The 26,109-nt window shown below is 58.8% G+C and carries 26 protein-coding genes; 12 read left to right on the top strand and 14 right to left on the bottom strand.

Annotated features, from left to right (window positions below):
* The first annotated feature begins 8 nt into the window (after window positions 1–8).
* Window positions 9–1,223 (top strand): DegT/DnrJ/EryC1/StrS aminotransferase family protein, encoded by a 1,215-nt coding sequence (locus DXY38_RS03270; protein ID WP_115070539.1) that lies wholly within the window; start codon window positions 9–11, stop codon window positions 1,221–1,223.
* Here the strand turns inward: DXY38_RS03270 and DXY38_RS03265 are convergent.
* The 3 genes from DXY38_RS03265 to folK all read right to left on the bottom strand — a co-directional run bounded on the left by DXY38_RS03265 (window position 1,202) and on the right by folK (window position 3,866).
* Window positions 1,202–2,680: an FAD-binding domain-containing protein gene (locus DXY38_RS03265; protein ID WP_115070447.1), complete on the bottom strand. Its 1,479-nt coding sequence runs from the start codon at window positions 2,678–2,680 to the stop codon at window positions 1,202–1,204. The two genes, DXY38_RS03270 and DXY38_RS03265, sit on opposite strands and share 22 nt — an antisense overlap.
* A complete protein-coding gene (locus DXY38_RS03260) occupies window positions 2,680–3,240 on the bottom strand; it encodes an NUDIX hydrolase (protein ID WP_115070446.1) in 561 nt (186 codons plus the stop codon). The genes DXY38_RS03265 and DXY38_RS03260 overlap by 1 nt, the downstream gene beginning before the upstream one ends.
* 77 nt (window positions 3,241–3,317) lie before the next feature.
* Window positions 3,318–3,866: a 2-amino-4-hydroxy-6-hydroxymethyldihydropteridine diphosphokinase gene (gene folK, locus DXY38_RS03255; RefSeq protein ID WP_115070538.1), complete on the bottom strand. Its 549-nt coding sequence runs from the start codon at window positions 3,864–3,866 to the stop codon at window positions 3,318–3,320.
* A gap of 21 nt (window positions 3,867–3,887) precedes the next feature.
* Here folK and DXY38_RS03250 point away from each other — a divergent pair, with 21 nt between their 5' ends.
* Entirely contained in the window at window positions 3,888–5,987 is a 2,100-nt protein-coding gene (locus DXY38_RS03250; protein WP_115070445.1) for a putative cobaltochelatase, read from the top strand.
* Here the strand turns inward: DXY38_RS03250 and DXY38_RS03245 are convergent.
* Complete coding sequence (locus tag DXY38_RS03245) at window positions 5,984–6,877, bottom strand: MlaD family protein (protein ID WP_115070444.1); 894 nt, start codon at window positions 6,875–6,877, stop codon at window positions 5,984–5,986. The genes DXY38_RS03250 and DXY38_RS03245 overlap by 4 nt on opposite strands.
* 3 nt (window positions 6,878–6,880) lie before the next feature.
* On the bottom strand, window positions 6,881–7,708 hold the full coding sequence (locus DXY38_RS03240; RefSeq protein WP_115070443.1) for an ABC transporter ATP-binding protein: 828 nt from the start codon (window positions 7,706–7,708) through the stop codon (window positions 6,881–6,883).
* 140 nt (window positions 7,709–7,848) lie between these two features.
* On the opposite strand from DXY38_RS03240, the gene yvcK reads away from it, so the two are divergent.
* On the top strand, window positions 7,849–9,204 hold the full coding sequence (yvcK, locus tag DXY38_RS03235; RefSeq protein WP_115070537.1) for a gluconeogenesis factor YvcK family protein: 1,356 nt from the start codon (window positions 7,849–7,851) through the stop codon (window positions 9,202–9,204).
* Here the strand turns inward: yvcK and DXY38_RS03230 are convergent, their stop codons facing one another.
* The 3 genes from DXY38_RS03230 to DXY38_RS03220 are packed head-to-tail and all read right to left on the bottom strand — an operon-like array spanning window position 9,205 to window position 10,898.
* On the bottom strand, window positions 9,205–9,756 hold the full coding sequence (locus tag DXY38_RS03230) for an NAD(P)H-quinone oxidoreductase subunit J (protein ID WP_115070442.1): 552 nt from the start codon (window positions 9,754–9,756) through the stop codon (window positions 9,205–9,207).
* Window positions 9,753–10,532 (bottom strand): NADH-quinone oxidoreductase subunit NuoB, encoded by a 780-nt coding sequence (gene nuoB / locus DXY38_RS03225; RefSeq protein ID WP_170952837.1) that lies wholly within the window; start codon window positions 10,530–10,532, stop codon window positions 9,753–9,755. The genes DXY38_RS03230 and nuoB overlap by 4 nt, the downstream gene beginning before the upstream one ends.
* A gap of 3 nt (window positions 10,533–10,535) precedes the next feature.
* A complete protein-coding gene (locus tag DXY38_RS03220) occupies window positions 10,536–10,898 on the bottom strand; it encodes an NAD(P)H-quinone oxidoreductase subunit 3 (RefSeq protein ID WP_006853741.1) in 363 nt (120 codons plus the stop codon).
* A 100-nt stretch (window positions 10,899–10,998) separates the two neighbouring features.
* Between DXY38_RS03220 and DXY38_RS03215 the strand changes: the two genes are divergently transcribed.
* The 7 genes from DXY38_RS03215 to DXY38_RS13830 all read left to right on the top strand — a co-directional run bounded on the left by DXY38_RS03215 (window position 10,999) and on the right by DXY38_RS13830 (window position 13,877).
* Window positions 10,999–11,445, top strand: coding sequence for a rubredoxin (locus DXY38_RS03215; protein WP_115070536.1), 447 nt, complete (start codon window positions 10,999–11,001; stop codon window positions 11,443–11,445).
* A gap of 17 nt (window positions 11,446–11,462) precedes the next feature.
* Window positions 11,463–12,473 carry a photosynthesis system II assembly factor Ycf48 gene (locus DXY38_RS03210; protein WP_115070441.1) on the top strand — a complete coding sequence of 337 codons (1,011 nt, stop codon included), beginning with the start codon at window positions 11,463–11,465 and terminating at the stop codon, window positions 12,471–12,473.
* Between the two features lie 109 nt (window positions 12,474–12,582).
* A complete protein-coding gene (gene psbE, locus DXY38_RS03205; RefSeq protein WP_006853744.1) occupies window positions 12,583–12,831 on the top strand; it encodes a cytochrome b559 subunit alpha in 249 nt (82 codons plus the stop codon).
* Between the two features lie 3 nt (window positions 12,832–12,834).
* Window positions 12,835–12,972, top strand: a complete 138-nt coding sequence (psbF, locus tag DXY38_RS03200; RefSeq protein WP_006853745.1) for a cytochrome b559 subunit beta — start codon at window positions 12,835–12,837, stop codon at window positions 12,970–12,972.
* Between the two features lie 18 nt (window positions 12,973–12,990).
* Complete coding sequence (locus tag DXY38_RS03195) at window positions 12,991–13,110, top strand: photosystem II reaction center protein L (protein ID WP_006853746.1); 120 nt, start codon at window positions 12,991–12,993, stop codon at window positions 13,108–13,110.
* An 11-nt stretch (window positions 13,111–13,121) separates the two neighbouring features.
* Window positions 13,122–13,322: a photosystem II reaction center protein J gene (locus tag DXY38_RS03190; protein ID WP_006853747.1), complete on the top strand. Its 201-nt coding sequence runs from the start codon at window positions 13,122–13,124 to the stop codon at window positions 13,320–13,322.
* Between the two features lie 321 nt (window positions 13,323–13,643).
* Window positions 13,644–13,877 (top strand): hypothetical protein, encoded by a 234-nt coding sequence (locus tag DXY38_RS13830; RefSeq protein ID WP_179948493.1) that lies wholly within the window; start codon window positions 13,644–13,646, stop codon window positions 13,875–13,877.
* Here DXY38_RS13830 and DXY38_RS03180 read toward each other — a convergent pair.
* Genes DXY38_RS03180 through hisS form a run of 3 tightly spaced genes read right to left on the bottom strand, consistent with a single transcriptional unit; the run spans window position 13,868 to window position 17,679 of the window.
* Entirely contained in the window at window positions 13,868–14,920 is a 1,053-nt protein-coding gene (locus DXY38_RS03180; RefSeq protein WP_115070440.1) for an NAD-dependent epimerase, read from the bottom strand. The genes DXY38_RS13830 and DXY38_RS03180 overlap by 10 nt on opposite strands.
* Window positions 14,917–16,356: a nucleotide sugar dehydrogenase gene (locus DXY38_RS03175; protein WP_115070439.1), complete on the bottom strand. Its 1,440-nt coding sequence runs from the start codon at window positions 16,354–16,356 to the stop codon at window positions 14,917–14,919. Before DXY38_RS03175 ends, DXY38_RS03180 begins: the two co-directional genes overlap by 4 nt.
* Before the next feature lie 36 nt (window positions 16,357–16,392).
* Window positions 16,393–17,679 (bottom strand): histidine--tRNA ligase, encoded by a 1,287-nt coding sequence (gene hisS, locus DXY38_RS03170; protein WP_115070535.1) that lies wholly within the window; start codon window positions 17,677–17,679, stop codon window positions 16,393–16,395.
* A gap of 91 nt (window positions 17,680–17,770) precedes the next feature.
* On the opposite strand from hisS, the gene galE reads away from it, so the two are divergent.
* Together galE and selD are read left to right on the top strand one after the other, a co-directional pair.
* Entirely contained in the window at window positions 17,771–18,892 is a 1,122-nt protein-coding gene (gene galE / locus DXY38_RS03165) for a UDP-glucose 4-epimerase GalE (protein WP_115070438.1), read from the top strand.
* Complete coding sequence (selD, locus tag DXY38_RS03160; protein ID WP_115070437.1) at window positions 18,883–20,991, top strand: selenide, water dikinase SelD; 2,109 nt, start codon at window positions 18,883–18,885, stop codon at window positions 20,989–20,991. Before galE ends, selD begins: the two co-directional genes overlap by 10 nt.
* A 15-nt stretch (window positions 20,992–21,006) precedes the next feature.
* On the opposite strand, the gene DXY38_RS03155 is transcribed toward selD, so the two are convergent.
* Genes DXY38_RS03155 through DXY38_RS03145 form a run of 3 tightly spaced genes read right to left on the bottom strand, consistent with a single transcriptional unit; the run spans window position 21,007 to window position 25,884 of the window.
* Window positions 21,007–22,242 (bottom strand): CCA tRNA nucleotidyltransferase, encoded by a 1,236-nt coding sequence (locus DXY38_RS03155; RefSeq protein ID WP_115070436.1) that lies wholly within the window; start codon window positions 22,240–22,242, stop codon window positions 21,007–21,009.
* A 4-nt stretch (window positions 22,243–22,246) separates the two neighbouring features.
* Entirely contained in the window at window positions 22,247–24,658 is a 2,412-nt protein-coding gene (locus tag DXY38_RS03150; protein WP_115070435.1) for a UvrD-helicase domain-containing protein, read from the bottom strand.
* Window positions 24,655–25,884, bottom strand: coding sequence for an O-antigen ligase (locus DXY38_RS03145; RefSeq protein ID WP_115070434.1), 1,230 nt, complete (start codon window positions 25,882–25,884; stop codon window positions 24,655–24,657). Before DXY38_RS03145 ends, DXY38_RS03150 begins: the two co-directional genes overlap by 4 nt.
* Between the last annotated feature and the right edge of the window lie 225 nt (window positions 25,885–26,109).

The following is a 26,109-nucleotide window of genomic DNA, read 5'->3' as shown; positions in this document are numbered from 1 at the left end:
TGCCCGCCATGCAGGTGCCTCCGTTCAGCCTCACAGATCAGCTCGCCAACCTCGGATCGGAGCTCGATGATGCCGTCCTTCGGGTGTTGCGCAGTGGGCAATACATCGGTGGCGCCGAAATTAAAAAATTCGAGGACGCGTTTGCCGCAAGCGTGAACAGTCGCCATGCCGTGGGCTGTAACAGCGGTACCGATGCCCTTGTCTTGGCGTTGCGAGGCCTGGGTATCGGCTCCGGCGATGAGGTGATCACCGCATCCTTCAGCTTCTTTGCAACGGCTGAAGCGATCAGTGCCGTGGGCGCAACGCCGGTGTTCGTGGACGTGGATCCTGCGACCTATCTGATCGACCTCAACCTGATTGAAGCCGCGATCACACCCGCCACCAAAGCGCTCATCCCCGTCCACCTGTTTGGTCGTCCGGTGGATATGGCCCGCCTGATGGACATCGCCCAGCGCCATGGGCTCAAGGTGGTGGAGGACTGCGCACAGGCCACCGGTGCCAGCTGGAACTCCAAGCCTGTTGGCAGTTGGGGCGATGTGGGTTGCTTCAGCTTTTTTCCCACGAAAAATCTCGGAGCTGCAGGCGATGGCGGCGCCATGACCTGCCAAGACGACGATCTGGCCCAACGCATGCGTGAACTCGCCGTGCACGGCATGCCCCGCCGCTATCTCCACACCGCCTTGGGCTACAACAGCCGCCTGGATTCCATTCAGGCCGCCGTTCTCAACGTGAAGCTGCCTTACCTCAGCGGCTGGGTTGAGAAGCGCGCAGCGATTGCCAAGCGCTACCTCGAAGCGCTCAAAGACCTCCCCGGCGTCCAACTCCCCGATTCCGCCACTGATGCAAGCGTGGGGCACGGCTGGAATCAGTTTGTGGTGCGCGTTGGCCTCTGCCCTGACAACCAGCCGTCCTGCAGGAAAACCTGCTCAGAGTCAGCCAGCCATTTTGGTTTGCCCCCCAGTCGTTGCCGTGACTGGCTCAAGCAAAGCCTCCAAGAACAAGGGGTGAATACGATCATTTATTACCCCATCCCGATCCATCGCCAGCCGGCCTACGAAGACCAAGCTCAGGCTGACGGCAACCTGCCAATTACGGATCAACTGTGCAGCGAGGTGCTCAGCCTGCCCATTTTCCCGGAATTAACCTCCGAGCAACAGGAACGGGTGATCACGGTGTTGCGCCAGCAACTTGTTGCTCAGACTCAAGAGCGAATGGTGGCGTAAAGGGCTTTGAACTTGGCCTGCTGCACCTTGTGATCAATCAGCAGCTCCGGATAGCCCCTGCGCTCTAAGGCAGGGATCTCACCACTGATCAAATCCTTGGTGTTCACGTGCCGCAGTTCAGGCACCCATTCACGGATGTACTCGCCCTCAGCATCAAATTTTGAGGCCTGGGTGGCTGGATTGAAGATCCGCAAAGGTTTGGGATCCATGCCACTGCTGGCGCTCCATTGCCAGCCACCATTGTTGGCAGCCAAATCTCCATCCACCTCAAGCTCCATGAAGGCGCGCTCGCCCCAGCGCCAATCACAGATCAAATCCTTCACAAGGAATGAGGCCACGATCATGCGGCAACGATTGTGCATCCAGCCGCTTTGATTGAGCTGTCGCATCGCCGCATCGATGATCGGCATCCCCGTTTGTCCTTCCTTCCAAGCCTCAAACCAGTCGCGGTTGTTTTCCCAAGGGAAACGCCGCCATTGCTCGCGGTAAGGACCATCCGCCAGTTCAGGGAAATGGAATAGGGCCTGCTGGTAAAACTCACGCCAGCAGAGTTCCTGCTCCCACACCGTGATCGCCTGGCGCTGCTCATCGCTGCGGGCCATCTCCTTGGCCCCTTGGGCAGCACACCAGGCCTGTCGTGGACTCACCGTACCCACGCTCAGGCCCGCACTCAGATAAGAAGTGCCGGGAATCCCCGGAAAATTGCGATCGGGTTCATAGGCCAGCAACGCCCGATCAGCAAACGTGGCCAACTGCCTCGCAGCCGCGACCTCTCCTGGGCGGCTCGGGCAGAGATCCGTGCCTCGAAAACCGTGTTCCGCCTGCAGCTGCTCCAGCTGCCGCTGACCCTCCGCGCACAAACTTCCGAGAGCCCCCTCACCGCCAAGAAGGTCTTCTAGCGACTCGGCCTCCAAATCGATCAACGCGATGGGAGCCTCCGCGGTTCTGGGCTGGCTGCGCTCCACCTGACCGCGCCAATTGCCCAGAAAAGGGCCAAACACCCGGTAAGGATCACCACCACCCGTTTTGATCAGATCCGGTGCCAGCAGGAGCTGATCCCAATCCACCAGCACCTTGCGCCCATCGGCTTGCAAGGCTTTGGCCACCTGACGGTCACGCTCCCGGGAGTAGGGCTCCACGTCCCGGCTCCACACCACCGCAGGCGCTTCAAGCAAAGACGCCAGCCGCGGCATCACCTGCACCGGGTCGCCAGCCACCACCAGCAAACGGCTTCCCACGTCTCGCCAGCGTTGCTGAAGCTCGCGCAGGGTTTCCACCAGGAACCAAAGCCGGGCCGGAGCCATCGGTGGCAAGGACTCAGGCGGGTGAATTAGCGCTGGATCCAGCACATACACGCCCGTCACCGCAGGGCTGATCTCCACTGCCGCCTGCAAGCCGAGATTGTCGGCCAAGCGCAGGTCGCGGCGATGCCAAAACAGAACGCGAGACGCTGACATCAGAGACCCAACAGTTGCTTGGCACGGAACCAGGCGGTGACGCTCTTGCCATCCAGCCATTCAGCACCCGACGCCAGACGGGCATCCAGTTCGGACGGAGGCATCAGGATCACCTCAAGATCTTCATCGTCATCGCCAGCGGGTGGATGCTCCAAGCGCGTGAGCTCCCGCGCCAAAAAACAATGAATCACCTCGTCGGAGTAGCCGGGACAAGGCAACATCGGACCGAGCGAATCCCAACGGGCCGCGCTGTATCCAGCTTCTTCCCCAAGCTCGCGCTGCATCGATTCCAAAGGATCTTCACCCTGTTCAAGCGTGCCCGCAGGGAATTCAAGGAGACGGGCCTGCACCGCAAAACGGTATTGACGCAAAATCACCACCTGGCCGTCAGCGGTGATCGGAACCGCCAGTGAAGCCCCGGGGTGGCGAATGATCCCAAACGTGCCCTCCACTCCCATCGGCAAACGGATGCGATTGCGCTCGAAACGAATCTTGCGCGCATCCATGGTCTCGAGGGTCTCCAACAAGGTGGAGGGCTCAGGCGCGGGCAGCGGGGCCATGCAAGGGGCGCAATCGTTAAAACCAGCATGACGGGTTCAGGTCCACAGCCGTGCGCTCAGGCCCGCAGCTCCGCCAATCAGTTCAGCCAAGGCGTTGAAGCCTGCATCGCCTGCAGCAGGGGCTCCATCACAAAACAACGCAAATGCAAGCGGGGGTGGGGCAGCGTTAAACGCGCATGATCCAAACGCAACTCGCCCCAAAACAACAAATCGAGATCCAACGATCGCGGTCCCCAACGTTCCTCTTGGGAGCGGTTGCGCCCGAACGATCGCTCCAACTGTTGAAGTGCATCCAACAAATGCAACGCAGCCATCGAGGCAGGTTTCAGCTCCAGGTCCTTCACCAGCAGAACGGCATTGAGATACGACGGTTGATCGGGCGGTCCACCCACCGGAACGGTCTGCTGCAACGGGGACCAAGAAAATGTCAGCGCTGAAGAGACCCTGTTCGAAGCGGTTTTCTCTGGGTTGTTCTCTTCAACCGTCTGCGCCCAACTGCTGACCACACCCTCCAGCAAGGGCCTTACGGCCTTGAGAGTCTGCAGCGGCGAACCACCAGGGCCGGCCTGATTGGCGCCCAGGGCCACAGCAAGGCTGTGGGTCTGATCAGCGAGACTGTTTCTCACAGGTGGAGTCAAGGCGCATCCATGGTTGCAAGCGGGGTGACATCAAACGGAGTCATCAGCACAGCGGCGCTGGATCAAGCCAGCCGCGCTTTTCCGCTGGCGGCGATCACGGGCCACGGCACACTCAAGCTGGCTCTGCTGCTAGCAGCGGTCGATCCAGGCTTAGGTGGCGTGATCATTGCCGGCGGCCGTGGAACGGGAAAGTCGGTGCTGGCTCGCGGCTTGCATGCCCTGCTTCCTCCCATCGACGTCGTTGACCTTGAGGCGGCTGGAGAGACCAAGCTGCCCGGACGCAACCTCGATCCGAACAGTGCCCAGGATTGGAGCGAACGGCAGCCAGATCCACCAACAGCCGTCATCCCAGCCCCATTCATCCAGATTCCCCTTGGCGTTACGGAAGATCGCCTGGTGGGCTCCGTTGACGTCGCCGCCTCCTTGGCCAGTGGTTCGCCCGTTTTCCAGCCGGGATTGCTGGCGGAAGCACACCGCGGTGTGCTCTACGTGGATGAGCTGAACCTGCTCGACGACGGGATCATCAATCTTTTGCTGGCTGCCGTTGGCAGTGGCGAAAATCAGGTGGAACGGGAGGGGCTCAGCCTGAGCCACCCCTGCCGGCCGCTGTTGATTGCCACCTACAACCCTGAAGAAGGGGCCATCCGAGATCACCTGCTGGATCGCTTTGCGATCGTTTTATCTGCCAATCAAATCGTTAGCACCGAGCAACGGGTGGAGATCACCAATGCGGTGCTGGCCCACGGTCAGTGCAGCCGAAGCTTCTCAGACAAGTGGAGCGAAGAAACCGACGCGCTCGCCACTCAGCTGCTCCTGGCGCGGCAATGGCTGCCGGATGTGCAGATCAGTAGTGAACAGATCGAATATCTGGTCACCGAAGCGATTCGAGGAGGTGTGGAAGGGCATCGCTCTGAGCTCTATGCCGTGCGTGCCGCCAAAGCCCATGCCGCCCTCAGCGGGCGCGATCAGGTGGAAGCCGATGACTTGCAAGTAGCCGTAGCGCTGGTAATCGTCCCACGCGCCTCTCAACTGCCCCCCCCTGAACAACAGATGGAGCCGCCCCCGCCGCAGGAGCAACAGCCACCTGAAGAGCAACAGCCGCCACCTGAGGGCTCTGGGGAAGAGGACGAGCAGGAGAGCGAGGAGCCAGAGGATGAAGACAACAGTGATCAGGATGACGAGGACGACAGCCCCGAAGAGCAGGCACCACCGTCGGTGCCAGAAGAATTCATGCTCGACCCAGAAGCCGTGGCGATTGATCCCGATCTGCTGCTGTTCAACGCTGCCAAGAGCAAAAGCGGCAACAGCGGCAGCCGCTCCGTCGTGCTCAGTGACAGCCGCGGCCGCTATGTGAAACCGATGCTGCCCCGCGGCCCGGTGCGCCGCATCGCCGTTGATGCCACCTTGCGCGCTGCCGCTCCGTATCAAAAGGCGCGCCGAGCGCGGCAGCCTGACCGCGTCGTGATCGTGGAAGAATCCGACCTGCGCGCCAAGCTGTTGCAGCGTCAGGCCGGTGCCCTGGTGATTTTTCTGGTGGATGCCAGTGGTTCGATGGCCCTGAACCGCATGCAGAGTGCCAAAGGTGCCGTGATCCGACTTTTAACCGAGGCCTACGAAAATCGAGATGAGGTGGCACTGATCCCCTTCCGAGGCGATCAAGCCGAAGTGCTGCTGCCTCCTACCCGCTCGATTACGGCCGCACGGCGACGCCTGGAATCCATGCCCTGCGGCGGTGGCTCACCGCTCGCCCACGGCCTCACCCAAGCCGCACGGGTGGGAGCCAATGCCTTAGCGACTGGTGATCTCGGCCAAGTGGTGGTGGTGGCGATCACGGATGGGCGAGGCAACGTTCCCCTCAGCACCTCGCTTGGACAACCCGTGTTGGAGGGCGAGGACAAGCCCGATTTAAAGCAAGAAGTCTTGGATGTTGCCACGCGCTATCGCATGCTCGGCCTCAAGCTGCTGGTGATCGACACCGAGCGCAAATTCATCGGGAGTGGCATGGGCAAAGATCTTGCCGAAGCCGCCGGAGGAAAATATGTGCAGCTCCCTAAAGCGAGCGATCAGGCGATTGCCGCCGTCGCGATGGATGCGCTGAACGCGGTTTAAGGCTTGGTGACGTCTGGGGTGCCAGCTGGATAAAGCTCGTGGAAAAACTGCCCTAAACCAATCGTGACGCTGCGCACGGCCGCCATGAATTGGGGGTCTGCCGTGAGTTTTTCAACGTCACCACCCACTTCATCAAACGTCGCCGTTAACGATCGAGCATTGCTCACCGTTTGCTTGAGGTCCGTAATCGTTGTTGGATTGTCGAAAGCACTCACCACATTGTTGATATGACGGCTGGCACTCGCGGCCTGGGCCGTGGCTTCGTTGAGGTTGGAAATCGTGGGCGCAGCCCTCGCCAAATCAAGGCTGAGTTGATTTGAAAGCTTTTGAATATCCGTCAATGTGGCATCAAATTGTTGGGTCGATCCCACCAATTTGGGAACCAGGTCTTCCTTCTTGACCTGTTCCAAAATCTCTTGGAGTGAATTGGTAATGGTTGCGATGCTGGGGGCTTCGCTGCCTTGAATCGTCGCGCCCTCACACAGAACACCCTGGCCCTTACAGCGTGCAGATTTAGGCATCGGTGCATCCTTCTTCAGGGGCGGGCCAAGACTGCTGAGGGCCACCTGAGAATCGCCACCCAACAACGAGGCTGAAGCCACAGTGGCTTGAACAGGAAGGGTTAGCTGGAGATCATCCTCAGAAATCTCGATCGACACCCTGACCGCCTGGGGCGTCACCTTGATGTCCGAGACATTGCCCACCATGATCCCCCGATAGGTCACAGGGGAGCGAACCGCCAATCCGCCTGCATCCTCAAAATCGGCCGTCACACTCCAGCTCTTCGAGAAGGCCCTCTCACCCCGGAGCCAAAGCATGGTGCCGGCAAAGGCAGCCACAGCAGCAATCACTGAAAATCCAACAATCCCCTCACGTACGCTCCTACGCATAATTCAGTGCTCAGCAGGCTGCATCGGTCCGCGAAGGTTACCCGTCCTGAACTGAACAACGTAGGGATTATCGGTTGTTCGGTAATCGTCCACGGTTCCGTCCCATTGGAAGCGGCCGCCGTACAGCATCACGATGCGTTCCGCCGTGCGTTCGATGGTGCTGTGCACATGGCTAACCACCAACGAACACCCCTGCGCCACGGTGGTGGTTTTCACAATCAAATCTTCAATCCTCGTCGCTGCGACTGGGTCCAGGCCTGCTGTGGGCTCGTCGTAGAGCAAGAGAGGCATCGCGGCTTCATCGCGATCTGGATCGTCAATCAAAGCGCGAGCAAAGCTCACTCGCTTCTGCATCCCTCCGCTGAGCTCGCCGGGATATTGATGGGCGACTTCATACAGACCCACAGCCTCCAAGCAGGCCATGACGCGCTCACGAATCTGGGCCGGACCCATCCGTCCAAGCCGGTTCAAGAGGAAGCCCACATTTTCCTCCACCGTTAAGGAGGCCAGCAGGGCTGGGTTCTGGAACACCAGCCGAACATCAGGCGGGCGGCGCTGATCGAGGCGCAGGTAGGGCTGAGGTTCGCCAAACAACCTCAGTTCTCCGGATGTGGGCACTTGCAAACCAGCCAACAAGCGCAAGACCGTGGATTTCCCTGCTCCTGACGGGCCGACCACCGCGATGCGTTCTCCTGGTTTCATTAACAGATTCACCCCGTCCAGCACCGGATGGGAACCCCATTGCATCGTGAGATCTCGCATCTCAACAACGGGTTTGAACGAGGAATCCCGCGCGTGAACCAAAGGGCTGAAGGCTGAACGTTGACTCATCCTGCCTGGATTGCCGTAAAAGGATGGTCATCAGGTTCAACTTCCGTACAGTTCACCCATATCGATGGATTTGACGCCATCGCACCTGATTCCTTTTGACCAGCCCTCCACGCCGCGGAAATCGTCAGCGCGTCCGAGCCATGCAGGCGGAGCGGCAGCGCGATCTGATACTGCGCTCCCGCAGAGCGATGAGCTGGTTGCAACCCGGACTGGTGGTGAAGCGTTGGCTGTTCACATCCGGGCTTGGATTGGTCTTAGCCCTGTTAGGCGCTGCTGTTTGGGCAGACCTGCAACCGATCTATTGGATGCTCTGGGCGATCCAAGAAGCCCTTGGCTGGATCACAAGGGTGCTACCGGGAGCGATCACGGGGCCCCTCGTTCTTCTGCTGGGCATTGGCCTACTGCTCTGGGGGCAGAGCCAGAGTTTTGGCTCCATCCAACAGGCCTTAGCGCCGGAAAAAGACACGGTGTTGGTGGATGCACTGCGAGCCAAAAGTCGCCTCAATCGAGGCCCCAGCATCGTGGCGATTGGTGGTGGGACAGGCTTATCAACCCTGCTGAGTGGGCTGAAGCGCTACAGCAGCCACATCACTGCGATCGTGACCGTTGCCGATGACGGAGGCAGCAGTGGCGTGCTGCGTCGCGAACTCGGTGTGTTGCCTCCAGGCGACATCCGCAACTGTCTTGCAGCGCTCTCCACCGAAGAGCCCTTGCTCACCCGTCTGTTCCAATACCGCTTCTCGGCCGGGAGCGGCCTGGAAGGCCATAGCTTTGGCAATCTCTTTCTTTCAGCCCTCAGCGCCATTACGGGGAGCTTGGAAACAGCGATCACAGCCTCAAGTCGCGTCCTTGCCGTTCAGGGCCAGGTGGTCCCTGCCACCAATGCCGATGTCCGTCTCTGGGCTGAACTGGAGGACGGCACCCGCATTGAAGGGGAATCGGCGATCGGCAAGGCTCGTAGTCCGATAGTGCGGATGGGATGCCTTCCGGAAAAGCCACCGGCGTTGCCCAGAGCCCTGGAAGCCATTGCCCATGCCGATTTGATCTTGCTGGGACCAGGAAGTCTCTACACCTCCCTTCTCCCGAATTTGCTCGTGCCTGAATTGGTCACGGCGATTCAACGCAGCCGCGCGCCCAGGCTTTACATCTGCAACCTGATGACCCAACCAGGAGAAACCGATGGGTTGGATGTGAGTGGTCACCTTCGCGCCATCGAAGCGCAATTGGCTTCGCTCGGTGTGAGCAAACGCCTTTTCGACTGCGTGCTTGCTCAGGAGCCCATCGGGGAATCTGCCCTGTTGGCTCACTATCGCAAGTTGGGCGCAGAACCCGTGATCTGCGACAGCAGGCAGTTGCAACAAGAAGGATTTGACGTGATGCAAGCCCCCCTTCAAGGGAGCCGCCCCACCGCAACACTCCGCCACGATCCTCGAAGTCTCGCCCTAGCCGTCATGCGCTTTTACAGGCGGCATAAGCGTGACAATCAAAACGCTTAATTAGTAAGCGTCTTGCATCTCGTAGAAGTCGGGTTGCACGTAATCCTTGCGAAGCGGCCAACCAGTCCAGTCTTCAGGCATCAGTAAACGCTTGGGATGGGGATGGCCCTCGAAATGGATGCCAAACATGTCGAAGGTTTCACGCTCCTGCCAATCAGCGCCACGAAACAGCCCGTAAAGGCTTGGAAGACTCGGTTCTCCTTCCCGGGACAAGAACACCTTCAAACGCACTTCACGCAGGGTGTCTCTCTTGCCGTCGATGAGCTCAGCCATCGCCACAAAGTGATAGAAGCAGACAAGCCTCTCGCCAGGGCCCTCGTCATATCCGCCCTGACACTGCAAATAATCAAAACCATTGCTTTTCAAGGCAGCAGCGATCACTTGCAGAAAGAGAGCCTCAACGCCAATTTGCTCGATCCCGAGATGGTCGGCGTCGAGGGCCTCATGGTCGAAGCCTTGCTTGTTCAGCCATTGGCTCACAGGCCCCGGCTGAGGAGATGCAGCAACAGGAACCTCTGCAGATGACTGCTTCTCGGAAGAGTTAGGACTCATGAGGACGTACCGGAGGAGACGGGCTCAGCGGATTCAGTTTGCTCTGGGGCAGCCATCGGAACGCCTGTTCCAGCGGCCAGGGCTGCCACCTGCGTCTCAGCGCGCAAGTAAGAACCATTCACGATCGGCTCAACCGGAACCATTGCGTGATCCACAGTGCAATAGCGGTGAGTTTGTTTGAGCTGGCGGCGATCACTGATCGACTCATTCCCAACTTTTTTGCGCAGCTTGATCACCGCATCAAAAATTGCTTCCGGGCGTGGCGGACATCCGGGCAGATAAAGATCCACCGGGATCAATTTGTCGACGCCACGAACAGCGGTGGTGGAGTCAGCGCTGAACATGCCCCCCGTAATCGTGCAAGCTCCCATCGCGATGACATATTTCGGTTCCGGCATTTGCTCGTAGAGACGAACCAAAGCAGGACCCATTTTCATCGTGACCGTGCCAGCAACGATCAGTAGATCGGCTTGCCTGGGTGAGCTGCGAGGAACCAGTCCGAAGCGGTCAAAGTCGAAACGCGAACCGAGTAGAGCGGCAAACTCGATAAAGCAACAGGCCGTTCCGTACAGCAGGGGCCAAAGGCTGCTGAGACGAGCCCAATTGTGCAAATCATCCAAGCTCGTCAGGATGACGTTTTCGCTGAGGTCATTGGTGACCGTGGGCGACCCGTCTGCGGCACCACCAACGGGCCCACAACTTGCTTCACGAAGGTCGCGAAGGGACTGAATCGAAGGGCTATCGCCGGTTGAAGTCATGGTGATGGGGTTGGTCATCAATCAGCTCCACTCGAGTGCGCCTTTGCGCCATGCATAGGCCAATGCCACGAGCAGAATGGTAATAAAAACGAGGGCTTCGATGAATGCCAACAATCCCAAGCGGTGGAATGCCACAGCCCAGGGATAGAGGAAGACCGTCTCGACATCGAAGATGACAAAAACAAGCGCAAACATGTAGTAGCGGATATTGAACTGAATCCAAGCTCCACCGATCGGCTCCATCCCGGATTCGTAGGTGAGTTCACGCTCTCCGCCCTGGCTGCGTGGAGCCAATAGCTTGTTGGTCACCAACGCCAAGACCGGCACCGCTGCGGCAATCAGCAGGAACCCCAGGAATGCGTCATAACCCGGCAGCACAAACATCAAGGCAGCCCCTTTGTGGAACTCAGTCTGGCATTCGCAGACCACCTCTGTCGTTCAACGTCCCAACGCCGATAGAGTCTTGTCACCTGGAAGAGGAGCGGTGAGCGACGAGATCAGCCCATCAGCGGAAGTTCCCGCCGAAGTTGACCCCCCTGCAGAGCTGTCAGTAGCGCCTGAAACCATGGCGAAGGAAGACGAGGCTCCTGTCAGCAAGGAGAGCGAAACAACCGACCCACGCACGCACCGGTTCGAGTGCCGAAGCTGTGGTTACGTCTACGACCCCAATGAAGGGGTTAAGAAGCTCGGGATCGTTGTCGGCACGGCCTTTGAAGATCTCGACCCGATCGGCTTCCGTTGTCCTGTGTGCCGCAGCAGGGTCGGAGCCTTTACCGATATCGGGCCTCGCTCCAAGGCCAGTGGCTTTGAAGAGAACCTTAATTTCGGTCTTGGAGTTAACCGCCTCACTCCTGGCCAAAAAAATGTTCTGATTTTTGGCGGGCTAGCCCTTGGCTTTGCATTTTTCCTCTCCCTCTATTCCCTGCGCTGAGACCCCCTCTGATCCCAATGAAGCAACTGCTTACCCCTCTCTTCAACCTTGTCTTGGTGGCCTGCATCGGCCTCGGTCTCGGCGGGTGTGTCACCACGCGATTACCGATGGCACAGTCCAGCCCCTGGCAAGCCATCGACCTCAACACCCAGGGAAATCCTCTGGATGTGGCCTTCACGAACGCGGATCACGGATTTCTGGTAGGCAGCAACAGACTGATTCTTGAGACCAATGATGGCGGCGCCACTTGGAATGAACGCAGCCTGGATCTTCCAGAAGAAGAGAACTTTCGCCTGATCAGCATTGCCTTCGACGGTGACGATGGTTGGATTGCCGGTCAGCCTGGTTTGCTGATGCACACCACCGATGGTGGCAACAACTGGACCAGGCTCTTCCTTGACACGAAACTTCCCGGCGAGCCCTATTTGATTACGGCGCTTGGACCCAACACAGCCGAACTAGCCACCAATGTTGGCGCTGTGTATCGCACCAGTGACGGAGGCGGAAGTTGGGAAGCTGAAGTGAGTGATGCCGCAGGAGCAATTCGCGACCTACGCCGCGGCCCTGAAGGGGGATATGTGAGCGTGAGCAGCCTGGGCAACTTCTATGCCGGATGGGCCCCTGGGCAAGACGTCTGGCAAGTCCACCAACGAGTAAGCAGTCAGCGACTGCAAAGCATCGGCTACCAACCTGATGGAAAGCTGTGGATGGTGGCTCGCGGGGCTCAGATTCGTTTCAACGAAGACGACGTTGACAACGAGAACTGGAGCAAGGCGATCATCCCGATCACCAATGGCTACGGCTACATGGACATGGCCTGGTCCGATGACGGTGCGATTTGGGCAGGTGGCGGCAATGGAACCTTGCTGGTGAGTCGTGACAACGGCGATAGCTGGGAGCGGGATCCTGAAGCCAATCAGACCCCCACGAATTTCAACCGTTTCGTGTTCGATCACAGCGGCAATCAGTTACATGCCTTCCTTCTCGGCGAACGCGGAAACCTTCTGCGCTGGTCGGCGACCAGCTGATCCAAGGAATTCGACAGCTGCTCTGACAACGCTCTGTAACCAGTGCGGTTTGAGCAGCGCGAGTTTGGGGCAGCTGCCCTAAGATCAATCAGCTGATACGCCCGACGCTATGGCTGCCGGCTCCACCGGGGAACGCCCGTTTTTTGAAATCATCACCAGTATTCGTTACTGGGTGATTCATGCCATCACCTTGCCATCCATTTTCTTGGCAGGTTTCTTGTTTGTGTCCACAGGTCTCGCTTATGACGCCTTCGGCACACCTCGTCCAGATGCTTATTTCCAAGCCTCTGAGAGCAAAGCTCCCGTTGTGAGCCAGCGTTATGAGGGCAAATCTGAACTCGACCTGCGCTTGAAATAAGCCATGACACAGACTCCCGCCACCTCAACGCCTCGCAATTACCCCATCTTTACGGTGCGTTGGCTTGCTTTGCACACCTTGGGTGTTCCCACAGTCTTTTTCTTGGGTGCCCTAGCTGCGATGCAGTTTATTCGCCGCTAATCACCCAACGAAATCTCCATGGAGCGCAATCCCAACCCAAACAATCTCCCGGTTGAACTCAACCGAACCAGCCTTTACTTAGGTCTGCTGATTGTTTTTACGACTGGAATCCTTTTCTCCAGCTACTTCTTCAACTGAAGGACTGAATCATGAGCGGCAAGAAATCTAATCTGCCTGACGGTCGTATTCCAGATCGTCTCCCCGATGGCCGACCAGCAGTTGCCTGGAAGTCACGCTGGACTGAAGGCACTCTTCCTCTTTGGCTTGTTGCCACGGCTGGTGGGATGGCTGTCATTTTCGTTGTAGGTCTTTTCTTCTACGGCTCCTACACAGGCGTGGGTTCCGCCTAAGCACCATTCAACATTGACTTCATTGCTTCCCATTCACTGTTGTGGATGGGATTTTTTTTGGCCATAAAACAATCAAGTCATCACGCCGTCAGGGACAGACTAAGCCGACTCTTGTAGCCGTAACAGAAAAGGCTGTTACGGCATGTCCTGTTCAGTGGATCACGACCAGAAAAGGAGTCCCATCGCACCAGGATCAAATCCTGCGAGGAAACGGAAAAAAATATTTTTTGCATTTATTGGGCACAGAAGCCCTTCAGCAACGGGGTATAAATAGCAGCCAAAACTGCTCGACTCGTGTTCAATACTTTTCCAGTTTTTGCGTTGAGCAACGAGTGGTTTGAAGAGCTGTTTTGCGAACAATGCAGCAGCAATCATTACCACATCACCAAATATTCCCCTGATCAATACAGCGTGCGCTGGGCGCCCCAGCATCTATGGGAGAAGGTGACCCATGTTGACCCCCAGCGTGGCCATCCAACCGTGAGCAAATACACCCGCAAGCAAGCCCTCAGGCACCAACAAAAATGGGTGGATGGGGAATGCTTTTACGGTTGATAAAAGTGCTGATACCAATCAGCAAACTGTTGGATGCCCTCTTCAATCGGGGTCGAAGGCTTAAATCCCACCCAGGCCTCTAACGCCTCTGTATTTGCAGCCGTAGCCACCACATCACCGGGCTGCATGGGCTGAAAATCCTTGATTGCTTCCCTGCCGAAAGCCTCTTCCATCACCTCGATGAAACGGAGCAGTTCGGTGGGTTGACTATTGCCAATATTGAACACGCGATGGGGAGCCGCTGCCGTCGCTGGGTCAGGCTGCATCGGATCAAAGTTGAGATTCGGTGTGGCTGGTTTATCGCAACAGCGCAACACACCCTCCACGATGTCATTGATGAAGGTGAAATCGCGCTGCATTTTGCCGTGATTAAACACCTTGATCGGTTCACCCGCCAAGATCGCCTTGGCAAACAACATGGGTGCCATATCCGGTCTTCCCCATGGGCCATAAACCGTGAAAAAGCGCAGGCCAATGGCTGGCAACCCATACAGGTGGCTATAGGTGTGCGCCATCAACTCATTCGCTTTCTTGCTGGCTGCGTAAAGGCTCACTGGATGATTCACCGCTTGCTGTTCGTGGAACGGCAAATTGCGGTTACCGCCATACACCGAGCTGCTCGAGGCATACACCAAATTCTCAACGCCGTGGTGACGACAACCTTCCAAAATGTGGCCAAAACCCACGAGGTTGCTCTGGATATAGGCAGCTGGATTTTCCAGTGAGTAGCGAACACCCGCCTGGGCCGCAAGATTCACCACCACGCGCGGCTGCTCTGCCGCAAACAGCTTGAGCAAGGACTCACCATCCTCCAAGGCCAGCCGTTGGAAACGCCACGCTGCCGGCGTTGGCGCGGCCAGCGTCTCGATACGAGCCAGGCGTGCCTGCTTCAGGGCTGGGTCGTAATAATCATTGAGATTGTCAATGCCGATCACACGATCACCGCGTTGGAGCAGTCGCTCACACAAAGCGGCTCCAATAAATCCGGCAGCACCGGTGACAAGAATCGGCCGCGAAGACAATTGAGAAGAGAGCTGGCTCATGCGTCGCCCTCTCCAACACGCCAGACATTCAAACCGGAGGACTCCAATTGTTTGGGGTCCACAACCCCCCGGGCATCAAACACCCAGGCTGGTTTGCGCATCAGAGGCGCCAAGGTTGTCCAATCCAGCTCCCGATACTGCTGCCACTCCGTGAGGATGAGCACGGCGTCAGCACCACGGATCGCCGAAGCCACATCGGGGCTCGGCCACCATGTGGCTTCCCCGCTTAAGGCCCCACGCGTTGGCCCTGCATCCTCCTCCGGAGCTTGGCTTGCGATCAATTTCAAATCGCGGCTGATCTGTTCCGGATCCACTTTCGGGTCATGAATGGCCAACTGGGCACCTTCTTCCAGCAGGTCTTTGCAAATTCGGATCGCAGGAGCCTCCCGCGTGTCGTTGGTATCCGCCTTAAAGGCAAAACCCAAAATGGCCAGGCGCTTGCCTGTGACCGTGCCAAACAATTTCTGAACCACCAAGCGAGCGATGCGGTGCTGTTGCCAGGTGTTGAGCAGAACCACACTCTCCCAATAGTCGGCCACATCAGGCAAACCGAAGTGACGGCAGAGATACACCAAATTGAGGATGTCTTTCTGGAAACAGCTCCCCCCAAAGCCAGGGCCTGCATTGAGAAATTTGGGTCCGATGCGGCTATCGGTGCCGATCGCTTTCGCTACCTCACGCACATCCGCACCGGTGGCCTCACACAGGGCCGCCACGGAGTTGATCGAGCTAATTCTCTGAGCCAGAAATGCATTGGCGGTGAGCTTAGAGAGCTCGCTGCTCCACAAATTGGTGCGAAGAATCTTCTCCTCGGGCACCCACTGTTGATAAATCTCTGCCAAAGCGTCAATCGCCTCAGCGTTTTCGCCGCCAATCAAGACGCGATCAGGGTTGGCGAGATCACGAATGGCCGTCCCCTCCGCCAAAAACTCTGGGTTGGAGAGCACAGAAAAGGTTTTCTGCTCCGCTGAAGAATCCACGGACCCCAAAATCGCCTTCACCGCTTCAGCCGTTCGAACCGGAAGGGTGCTTTTCTCCACCACAATCGTGTGGCCAGTCGCTTCCTTCGCCACCGTGCGGGCGCAGGCTTCCACCCAGCGCAGATCACTGGCCTGACCAGCTCCAATACCGCGGGTCTTGGTGGGTGTGTTGACGGAAATGAACACCATGTCTGCTGCTGCAATCGTTTCCTCGACTGCCGTGGAAAAAAATAAATTTCGTCCCCGCGCCCTCTCCACCACCGCATCCAAGCCTGGTTCATAGACAGGCAACTTGGAGAGATCGGGGTGATTCCAAGCAGCAATTCGATCCTGATTGATGTCCACAACCGTGACCTTGACATCTGGGCAGCGATCAGCGATCACCGCCATGGTTGGTCCACCCACATAGCCGGCGCCAATACAGCAAATCGATCGAATGGTGGGATTGCTGCTCATCGGAGAAACTAAGGCGCCGTCTTTGATCCCGGCAGGTTATCGCTGATTCATGAGGTAAGACAGGGCCTCTTCCCAAGCGAGCTGTTGTTCCTCACCTTCACCACGCAAGGGCTTCAGCCGCAACTGGCCAGCCAATGCCTCGTCATCTCCAAGCACCACAGCCCATGGCGCCCCTGAACGATCAGCACGCTTGAACTGCTTGCCGAACGACGCGCTCGAGCCATCCAACTCAACGGCAAGGCCTGCACGCCGCCATTGCCGGGCCAAGCTCAACGCTTGCGGTTCAGCCTGCTCGCCGCGATTAATCACATACACCAGCGGTGCTGGCGTCGCTGTTAGCCGGTCCGCAGGGCCATCGGGATTGGCTTGCGCAGCAGCGGCGATCACCAGCAACAGACGCTCCATCCCTAAGGCCCAGCCGATCGCGGGCGTGGCTGGACCACCCAACTGCTGGATCAAACCGTCATAACGACCTCCGCCACACACCGTTGCCTGGGCACCGAGTTGATCGCTGGTGATTTCAAACGCGGTATGACCGTAGTAATCAAGGCCGCGCACCAAGCGGGGATTGAGTTGATGGGGAATCTGCAGCGCAGTCAGCAGGGCACGCACCTGCGCAAACCGCTCCACACTCTCCTCACTGAGCGCAGCTAACAACGTTGGGGCATCGTTCAACAACCGCTGGGTGCCCTTGTCTTTGCTGTCAAGAATGCGCAGGGGGTTCGTTGTGAGACGCGCCTGGGACTCGGCATCCAACTGCTCAACACGCTCCTCGAGCCAGCCCACCAGCTGAGAGCGAAAGCGCAGGCGATCCTCAGGAGTGCCGAGGCTGTTGATTTCAAGCTGAAGGCCTTGAATCCCCAACGCAGACAAGAGATCCCAGGCCAGAGCGATCACCTCAGCATCACTGCGCGGGCTGCTAGCCCCGAGGAATTCCACACCGATCTGGTGAAACTGACGCTGACGGCCAGCCTGAGGCCGTTCATAACGGAACATCGGACCTCCGTACCAAAGCCGCTGCGGCCCCTGGCTCAGCAAGCCATGCTGCAGGGCTGCTCTCACCACGGAGGCGGTTCCTTCTGGGCGCAGGGTGCACGAGCGGTCGCCACGATCCACAAAGGTGTACATCTCCTTTCCCACCACATCGGTGCCCTCACCGATGCCCCGGGCAAACAGGTCCGTGAATTCGAGCAAAGGCGTGCGAATTTCGTCTATGCCGGCGCAGCGAAAGTGTTCGCGCGCCACAGACTCCACAGCCTGCCAACGTCGCGTCTGCTCCGGCAGCAGGTCAACCATGCCGCGCAAAGTCTGCAGCTGACTCACAGCGCTTCCACCATCACAGAAGCAGTCTGCCGCCCAATCGTGTGAACGGCTCCAATCTCCCCTCAGAATGCTGGTGGATAACGATCGTTCGATGGCCCAACTGCTGATCACGGGCGGAGCCGGCTTCATCGGCAGCCATACCTGCCTCGTGCTGCTGGAGGCGGGGCATCAGTTGTTGGTGCTCGACGATTTCAGCAACAGCTCAGCGGTCGCCCTTGAGCGGGTCGCCGAACTCGCTGGCACTCGCTTGCAGCGAGCTCAACCCACCCTGGAGGCAGCACCGGACGCCTTGACCCTGGTGGAGGGAGACATCAGGGACGCCCAATGCCTGGAGGCCCTGTTCGCCAGCGCCAAGGCGTTCGGCCTGCCGATACAAGCGGTGATTCATTTCGCTGGACTCAAGGCTGTGGGTGAATCCGTTCAACAGCCTTTGCGGTACTGGGATGTGAACCTCGTTGGCTCTCAGCGTCTGCTCAGGGCGATGGACCAGCACAACTGCCGCACCATGGTGTTCAGCAGTAGCGCCACCCTCTACGGCTACCCATCCCCCGAGCAAGTGCCGATTCCGGAAACGGCCCCGATCAAACCGATCAATCCCTACGGCGCCAGCAAACACGCCGTGGAAGCGCTTCTCGCCGATCTAGCCCGCTGCAGCGGTGCAGCGGAAGCGATCCAAGCCAGCGGCGGTGGCTGGCGGATCGCCCGGTTGCGCTACTTCAATCCCGTAGGCGCCCATCCCAGTGGCCGAATTGGTGAAGACCCGAACGGCATCCCCAACAATCTGTTCCCGTTCATCACCCAGGTGGCCATTGGCCGCCGGCCGGAACTCACCGTGTTTGGCGATGACTGGCCGACGCCGGATGGAACCGGAGTGCGCGACTACATCCACGTGATGGACCTCGCCGAAGGGCACCGAGAAGCGCTCCATTCCCTTCTCAGGGCTGACCCCCAAATGCTCACTCTCAATTTGGGGAGCGGGCAGGGAGCGAGCGTGCTTGATGTGGTGAAAGCTATGGAAGCGGCGAGTCAGCGAGCGATTCCGTATCGCATCGCGCCCCGGCGTCCTGGCGATGCCGCGATCAGCGTGGCCAATCCAAGCCTGGCCGCCCAACAGCTCCAATGGCAAACGCAACGCTCGCTGACGGATATCTGCCGTGATGGCTGGGCTTGGCAACAGGCCAATCCGAATGGCTATGGAGATGGATGCCGCTGACCAGCCCTCAGCATCTCGTGTTGGCGGGTGGTGGGCACAGCCACGCCCTGGTGCTTCTCCATTGGTGCATGCATCCGCAACGGCGACCTTCTGGATTGATCACCTTGGTGAATCAGCAGAGCTCAACGCTGTATTCCGGGATGATGCCCGGCCTGATCGCCGGCCATTACGAACGCTCTGCAATCTCCATTGACCTCCGCCGCCTCTGCGATCGGGCCGGCGTTTCGCTGGTGATCGCCGAGATCACCGGTGTGGACGTGAGCCAACAGCAGCTGCAATTGCGAGACCGGCCCGCCCTGAGCTTCAGCCAACTCAGCATCAACGTCGGAGGGGGCACACGGCCAGGTCCTCTGCTTGCGATCAAGCCTCTGGAACCAGCCCTGGAAACGTTGGACGCGGCCCAGGGCCCGGCCTCCCCTCCATTCCAACTCCTGGGCAGCGGCCTGGCAGCCATGGAGGTGGCCATGGCGTTGCGGCAGCGCTGGCCCAAGCGCAGGCTGCAAGTTCTGCATCGACCGGAATCGGTACCCAGCCGGCTGCTCTCCAGCCTCAGCCAGCTCAAGATTGACGTGCTGCCGAGCACAGCTCTCAACCCCTCCGGGCCAGGGCTGCGCTGCACGGGAAGCCAAGCCCCTGAATGGCTAAGCACCAGCGGCTTGCCCTGTTGCCCAGACAGCGGCCGGGTTCTCACTCTGGCCAGCCTTCAGGTCCTGGGACATCCAGCGATTTTTGCGGCCGGGGACTGCGCGGTGATCAACGAGCACCCCCGCCCCCCGTCTGGCGTATGGGCCGTTCGCGCTGCCGCCACCTTGGCGCACAATCTCCGTGCGGCCAGTGAAGGGGATCGATTACGCCAATGGCGACCTCAACGCCGGGCCTTGCAACTGCTGGGCGGGGTGAATCCAGAGGGCTGCCCTCAAGCCTGGGCCCTATGGGGCGGGATTCAAATCGGTCCCCACCCCTGGATTTGGCGCTGGAAACAGCGCATCGACCGCCAGTTCATGGAGCGGTTTGATCAAGCTCCCGCCATGGAGTCCGAAGCGATGGATTGCCGGGGCTGCGCGGCCAAGCTCCCCGCCGCCCCCCTGGAAGCAGCCCTCGAAGCAGCGGGGCTGAAATCACTTGGCACGGCGCCGGAAGATGCCGCCAGCCTTGGGAAGGACTGGCTTCAGAGTGTGGACGGCTTCCCCGCCTTGATCAGTGATCCATGGCTCAATGGACGGCTCACCGCCCTGCATGCCAGCTCGGATCTCTGGGCCTGCGGCACCAGCGTGGCTTCCGCGATGGCCGTAATCACCTTGCCCAAGACAGCCGCTGCGCTGCAGCAGGAGCTGCTGAGCCAAACCCTGTCGGGACTGCGTTCCGGCTTCGAGCCCCAAGGGGCCCAGCTGATTGGGGGACACACCTTGGAGGCACGCTCAGAGGCTCCCACCCCGCTATCGCTCGGGCTGCAAGTCAGCCTGAGCGTGAATGGAAAACGTCCCGCTCGACCCTGGACGAAAGGGGGACTGCGGGCAGGGGACCAGCTGCTGCTCTCACGCCCACTCGGAACAGGCGTGCTGTTTGCCGCGGCCATGGCCGGTGCCGCCCAACCAGAGGATCTCGACCATGCCTTGGCGCAGATGGGGACGAGCCAGCACCCCATCGTTGAGCAGCTGCAGACGCTGATCCGCCTTGAATCCGAGACGCTCCTCAGCTGCACCGATGTGACTGGCTTTGGGCTGCTGGGCCATCTCGGTGAAATGCTCCAGGCCAGCCACCACCGGTTGCAAGTGGTGCTCGATGCGAGCGCCATTCCGGCCCTACCAGGAGCCTTGAAGCTGCTGAAAGCCCAGCATGCGAGCAGCTTGGCGCCCGCCAACCGCAGGTCCTGGTCGTTGCTCGATCCCACCAAGGACCATCCAGCGAAAGTGATCCTTGCTCGCGCAGGCAGCGGCGGCGCTCCCGAGGACGATCAGGCCCTGCTCGAACTGCTCATTGATCCCCAAACCTGCGGGCCTCTGCTGCTGGGCTGTTCCGAATCCATGGCGAACGCCTTGCTTCAAGCCAACGACACGGCATGGCATCACATCGGAGTTGTCCAATCCATGCAGGAGTGATCGAACAATCAGCTGTCAGCGCATCCCGCGCAGACGCTGCCGGCGCAAGCGCTGCAATTCCGCCCCAAGCTCAGGGCCTGGCTGCCAACCCTGGGCCAAGAGATCCTTCGCAGTTTGGGGGGATGTGCAATGGCGCCAGCGCCCCCACCAACGCAACAACGGCCTTCGGCAAGGCGGGTTCTGACTCACCAGCAAGGCCACCGCTTCCGCTCCCCAGGCCTGCTGTTCCAAAGCATCACTCCACTGCTCAGCCGTCCAGCTTTCCCACGCGTCCTGGCCTAGACGGGCGTTAAGCCAAGCGCTGAGCGCCTGCAGCTGCTGCAACCAGCGCTGCTGCTGCTGCGGCAATTGCAGCCGAGCCGCCAACGCCAATGGATCAGCGGCTCCCGCCACAAGCGCTAGCAACAACGGCAGCTGCAGCCTCTGGGCCTGGAGCAAACTCCGAATTAAGCGGGGATCAGACTGGAGGGCAGGGTCTAGCAGCCTCAGGGCACCCCAGGACTGGAGAGCTTCAAGGGCCGCTGGCCATGGTTCTTGGTCAAACAGCAGCTCCAATTCCATCCGCAGCCGCGTAGCGAGGGCGGGGGGAGCCGCAGCCGGTGGATCCCCATGGGTCCATGACCATGGCCAAGCCTCGAGCGTTTGATCGATCTGCTGCCGCGCCTCTGGTGCCAGGACAAAGGCCAAGCGCGCGGCATACCGGCCAGCACGCACCACGCGCGTGGGGTCATCGGTCACGCTGGAGGCATGCAAGAAGGCAAGTTCACGACGTGCAAGGTGGACCCGGCCGCCGTGCGGGTCCAAGAGCACGGGCTCACCATGCCCTGACAGCGGTAGCTCCAAGGCCATCGCATTCACCGTGAAATCCCGACGCTCCAGATCTCGCTCCAAGGAGCCGCTCTCGACCAACGGGTTTTCGCCAGGAGCCGGGTAACGCTCTTGCCTCGCCGCAGCGAGATCGATCAGCACGCCATCGAAGGACAGCTCCGCTGTGCCGTAGGCAGCATGCACACGAACCTCCTCGACCCGCTGATCTCCGTAGTCCTGCTCAAGAGCCGCCGCAAACTCCGAAGCCGACCCCTCGATCACCAAATCCAAATCCGGCAACGTTCGCCATGGATCTCCTTGCTGATCGTGCAGCAAGGCATCACGCACAGCGCCGCCCACGAGGGCTAATCGGCTGACTCCAGCGGGTGATGCGCTGGCCTGAAGTGCCGGCAAGAGCTGGACAGGAAGGCCTGGACGCTCCACCCGCTCAGCCTCCAGCAGGCTCGATAGGTGCCAAGCGCGGGTCGAGAATTTTGGGCCCCATGCCCGCAAATTTCACGGCAATCGACACCTTTTCACCGCTGCCAAAGGTGTGGGTGATCTCCCCGACACCGAAGCTGGCATGGACCACCTGATCGCCCACACTCCAGCTTTTTCCAGGGGCCGGTCCGGCCTGGCGGCGACGCACGGCATTGGCGGGCGCTCCGGATGCTCCGCCAGAAGCCACCCGTTGGGAATCTTGGCGGTCAACGCGGGTGAGTCGCTCCAGGCGCTGCTCACGGCGCAGCGCCGCTCCCCCGCTTTGAGGGACATCGCCCTGCACGAGACCTTCCGGCAATTCGGACAGAAACACGCTGGGCATGGCTGGCTCACGCATGCCACCCCACAAGCGCCTCTCACTGGCATGGGAGATGAATAAACGCTCTTTGGCCCTAGTGATGCCGACATAGCAAAGCCGGCGCTCCTCCTCGAGCGACGCCGGATCATCGAGGGAGCGATAGCTCGGGAACAAGCCCTGCTCCAAGCCAACCAGGCAAACCACTGGAAATTCGAGTCCCTTGCTGCTGTGCAACGTCATCAAAGTGACCCTGTCGGCCGCCGTGTCCTTGCTGTCGGCATCACTGGCAAGCGCGGCGGAGGCCAGAAACCCCTCTAGATCGCCTTCATCATTTTCTTCCTGGTATTGGAGGCCGGCGTTCACCAGCTCCTGCAGGTTGCGGCGGCGCTCCTCGGCCTCATCGGAACCGTCAGCGATCAACTCGCTGACATAGCCGCTCTTCTCCATCACCTCTTGAATCAGTTCGGATGGAGTTGCCGCATGAATGCGTTCCTTCAGGCTGTTGATCAATTCGCAAAACTGCAGCAGCCCCCTGGCAGAACGACCGCCTAAGGAGCGCACCGCCTCGGGATCGCTCACCACATCCCACAGCGGAATCCCCAGCTGATTGGCGGCGTCGGTCAAGCGCTGAATGGTGGTTTTACCAATCCCGCGCTTGGGCACATTGATCACGCGCAGCAGGCTGACGGTGTCGGCTGGATTAATGAGCAGGCGTAGGTAGCCCAAGAGGTCTTTGATCTCGCGACGGTCGTAGAAACGCAAGCCCCCAACCACCACATAAGGAATGCGCCAGCGCACTAGGGATTCTTCGATCGCTCGAGACTGGGCATTGGTGCGGTAGAGCACCGCCATGTCTTTCCAGCTGAGATCTGGATTGGCCGCCTCCATCATCCGCATCCGATGCACCACCGCTTCCGCTTCAGCGATTTCGTCATCACAACGGGTGAGTGAAATCAATTCACCTTCACCACGCGTGGGACGAAGCACCTTATCGATCCGCTCGCTGTTATTGGAAATCAGGGCATTCGCAGCTTCTAAAATGGTGGCAGTGGAGCGATAATTCTCTTCTAATTTCACCATTGTGCGGGTGACATCGTCAGGAGCTTTGTCACCAAAATCGTCCTGAAACCCCATCAAAATGGTGAAATCTGCGGCACGAAAGCTATAAATACTCTGATCCGCATCACCCACCACAAACACCGATCGGCCTGACCAATCTTCCACTGTTTGCGGCTCTTTTCCATCCGTTACCAGCAGCTTGATCAACTCATACTGAGTGCGATTTGTATCTTGATATTCATCAACTAGCACATGCCGAAACCGGCGATACCAATACCCGCGCACTTGCTCATTCTGCTGAAGCAACTGCACAGGAAGAAGCAGAAGATCATCAAAATCCAGGGCATTATTCGCAGCCAAAGCCTTGCGATAGCGCCTATACACATCAGCGCTGAGCTTGCCCCGCTGCCCTTCAGCGTTGGCCTCTAAATCGTCAGGTGACCAGCCTTGATTTTTGGCATTGCTAATCGCCCAACGTACTTTTTTGGGCTCAAAACGTTTTGGATCAAGCTGCAACTCTTGAGTCACAATCTCCTTTACCAAACTCTGAGCGTCTGCCTCGTCATAAATGGAGAATTGCTTCGTCCAAGTGAGGCCTTCTGGATCCTTAAATTTATCAATATCGAAGCGCAACATCCGTGCAAACAAGGCATGGAAGGTGCCAATCCATAATTCTTTCGTGACCTCGCGATAAATCCGCGTGCGCAACTGACGCTGCTCCACGGGAGGGAGCGTGCTCCAGGGCTGACCGAATTGACTTTGAGCCAATCGCTGCGCGAGTAGCAGTTCCAACCGCTCTTTCATCTCTCTGGCAGCCTTATTGGTGAAGGTCACCGCCAAGATTTGGGCCGGATCGGTGCCATGCTCACCGATCAAATGGGCAATCCGGTGGGTCAGCGCCCGGGTCTTGCCGCTCCCCGCTCCAGCAACCACCAGAAGAGGGCCTTCATGGTGATCAACAGCCCGCTTTTGGGCGTCATTCAGACCGGCAAGAAAACTCATCCGCTGATGGTATGCGAGCGATCTGACGAACTGGGAGCAGACGCCAACCACCAAGGAATCGCCAAAAGATATCCAGACACCACTTGTTGCAACACCGTCTTCAGCAAAGTTGATTCAACCAAAGCCGCCGCCAGCATGAACAACCAGCAACTCAACCCAACAAAGGACAGAACAGAGGCAACCCGGCCAAGGCTGGAGAAAAGACGCGTAAACCCCAGCCACAGCGCCCAAACCATCAGCAGAAAAGCGACAACGCCTTGATCCGCCAACACATGAAGAAAAGCGTTGTGAGCGTGGGGTATGCCACGTGGTGGATCCGGGAGGAACACCTGCTGAACGCACCGATCAGAGACACGGTCGTATCCATGCCCACCCAAAAAATCTTGCCATGAACGGGCCGACTCCGCGAGAAAACATCGCGCCACCTCGGCCCGACCGACATCACTGGGATCGCCCTTAGCGATAGGGCCTGATGGCCAGTACAACAACACGTTGAAGCACAGACCTCCCATCAGGAGAGCGGTCGCAAACGAGCGGGCATAGCGCACCACAACATCGCGTTGCCGCCAAGCCGCTTCGGTGAGCATCACAGCCAAAAGGGGATAAGAAAAGGCTGCTCTGGAACCAGTAGCGAAAGCCATCACTAAGCTAAGAATCCCTGAGATTGCAGCCAGCCAACGCAACAAGATGCGCCGCTCAAACCGCCAAAGGGAGTAACCAATCAGGCTGAATAAGCCAAATAAGTAGGCTGATCGATTAATGGTGATCCGCTGAATCCGAAGCGCCTCTTGAGGGAGCCAGTCGCGCAGTTGAGCCAAAGGGATCAGCTGAAGATTGCCGTTAAAGCGGTCCCATTCCACAAAAGGAAGGCAAACCAGAACGACCGCAAGCAGACACCAAAAGGCAATGTTCCATTGACGAGGGGTTTGCTGAAGCCCCGCAGCGCAGGCGAGCAACACCAAAACCAGATCCGTTGGCGCCGAAACCGTGAGTGGGTGGAACAGGGCACTCAAGCTGACCAGCAACACACCGATCAAAACTCCATACAACGGTGTCTTGGCAAGACGGCTGACCAATTTGAGCCCGCACCACAGGGCCAGAAGCCAGACCGTGACGGAGGGATCAGCGCTGCGTTCCCAAACAAACCCCAGAAGCGATAGGGGGATCAGGGCATCCAGCCAGGGCACGGCAACCCTTAAGCGCTCAACCAACACAGAACCAATCACTATCCAATTGAACCAAGCCTGACAGATCCCTGTATGAACAAGAATGGTGACTTCTGAGCCTGCAATGGCTGTCCCCGCTCACCCACTGCTCGCAAAAGAGACAAGAAGCCAATCAGAGTCTGTGGAAAACACCAAGCATGCACATCACGACCTTTCGTCAAAATCACTCTGACAAGAAAGCGATAAAAGAACGACTCAGAACGAACATTTTAGAGTGCTTGAATG

It is taken from the genome of Synechococcus sp. UW179B (assembly GCF_900474245.1).
Taxonomy (GTDB): Bacteria; Cyanobacteriota; Cyanobacteriia; order PCC-6307; family Cyanobiaceae; genus Synechococcus_C.
The sequence above is the reverse complement of the archived record's forward strand: the minus strand, read 5'-3'. Positions and strand labels throughout refer to the sequence as shown.

Excerpts from the sequence above, each read along its gene's own strand:
- DXY38_RS03270 (WP_115070539.1), top strand. The coding sequence starts at position 9 with ATGCAGGTGCCTCCGTTCAGCCTCACAGATCAGCTCGCCAACCTCGGA.
- DXY38_RS03245 (WP_115070444.1), bottom strand. The coding sequence starts at position 6,877 with ATGCGTAGGAGCGTACGTGAGGGGATTGTTGGATTTTCAGTGATTGCT.
- DXY38_RS03230 (WP_115070442.1), bottom strand. The coding sequence starts at position 9,756 with ATGAGTCCTAACTCTTCCGAGAAGCAGTCATCTGCAGAGGTTCCTGTT.
- DXY38_RS03250 (WP_115070445.1), top strand. The coding sequence starts at position 3,888 with ATGGTTGCAAGCGGGGTGACATCAAACGGAGTCATCAGCACAGCGGCG.
- DXY38_RS03180 (WP_115070440.1), bottom strand. The coding sequence starts at position 14,920 with ATGAGCCAGCTCTCTTCTCAATTGTCTTCGCGGCCGATTCTTGTCACC.
- DXY38_RS03240 (WP_115070443.1), bottom strand. The coding sequence starts at position 7,708 with ATGAGTCAACGTTCAGCCTTCAGCCCTTTGGTTCACGCGCGGGATTCC.
- DXY38_RS03175 (WP_115070439.1), bottom strand. The coding sequence starts at position 16,356 with ATGAGCAGCAATCCCACCATTCGATCGATTTGCTGTATTGGCGCCGGC.
- DXY38_RS03150 (WP_115070435.1), bottom strand. The coding sequence starts at position 24,658 with ATGAGTTTTCTTGCCGGTCTGAATGACGCCCAAAAGCGGGCTGTTGAT.
- nuoB (WP_170952837.1), bottom strand. The coding sequence starts at position 10,532 with ATGACCAACCCCATCACCATGACTTCAACCGGCGATAGCCCTTCGATT.
- psbF (WP_006853745.1), top strand. The coding sequence starts at position 12,835 with ATGACACAGACTCCCGCCACCTCAACGCCTCGCAATTACCCCATCTTT.
- DXY38_RS03260 (WP_115070446.1), bottom strand. The coding sequence starts at position 3,240 with ATGGCCCCGCTGCCCGCGCCTGAGCCCTCCACCTTGTTGGAGACCCTC.
- psbE (WP_006853744.1), top strand. The coding sequence starts at position 12,583 with ATGGCTGCCGGCTCCACCGGGGAACGCCCGTTTTTTGAAATCATCACC.
- selD (WP_115070437.1), top strand. The coding sequence starts at position 18,883 with ATGCCGCTGACCAGCCCTCAGCATCTCGTGTTGGCGGGTGGTGGGCAC.
- DXY38_RS03265 (WP_115070447.1), bottom strand. The coding sequence starts at position 2,680 with ATGTCAGCGTCTCGCGTTCTGTTTTGGCATCGCCGCGACCTGCGCTTG.
- DXY38_RS03220 (WP_006853741.1), bottom strand. The coding sequence starts at position 10,898 with ATGTTTGTGCTGCCGGGTTATGACGCATTCCTGGGGTTCCTGCTGATT.
- DXY38_RS03190 (WP_006853747.1), top strand. The coding sequence starts at position 13,122 with ATGAGCGGCAAGAAATCTAATCTGCCTGACGGTCGTATTCCAGATCGT.
- DXY38_RS03210 (WP_115070441.1), top strand. The coding sequence starts at position 11,463 with ATGAAGCAACTGCTTACCCCTCTCTTCAACCTTGTCTTGGTGGCCTGC.
- DXY38_RS03195 (WP_006853746.1), top strand. The coding sequence starts at position 12,991 with ATGGAGCGCAATCCCAACCCAAACAATCTCCCGGTTGAACTCAACCGA.
- galE (WP_115070438.1), top strand. The coding sequence starts at position 17,771 with ATGGCCCAACTGCTGATCACGGGCGGAGCCGGCTTCATCGGCAGCCAT.
- yvcK (WP_115070537.1), top strand. The coding sequence starts at position 7,849 with ATGCAGGCGGAGCGGCAGCGCGATCTGATACTGCGCTCCCGCAGAGCG.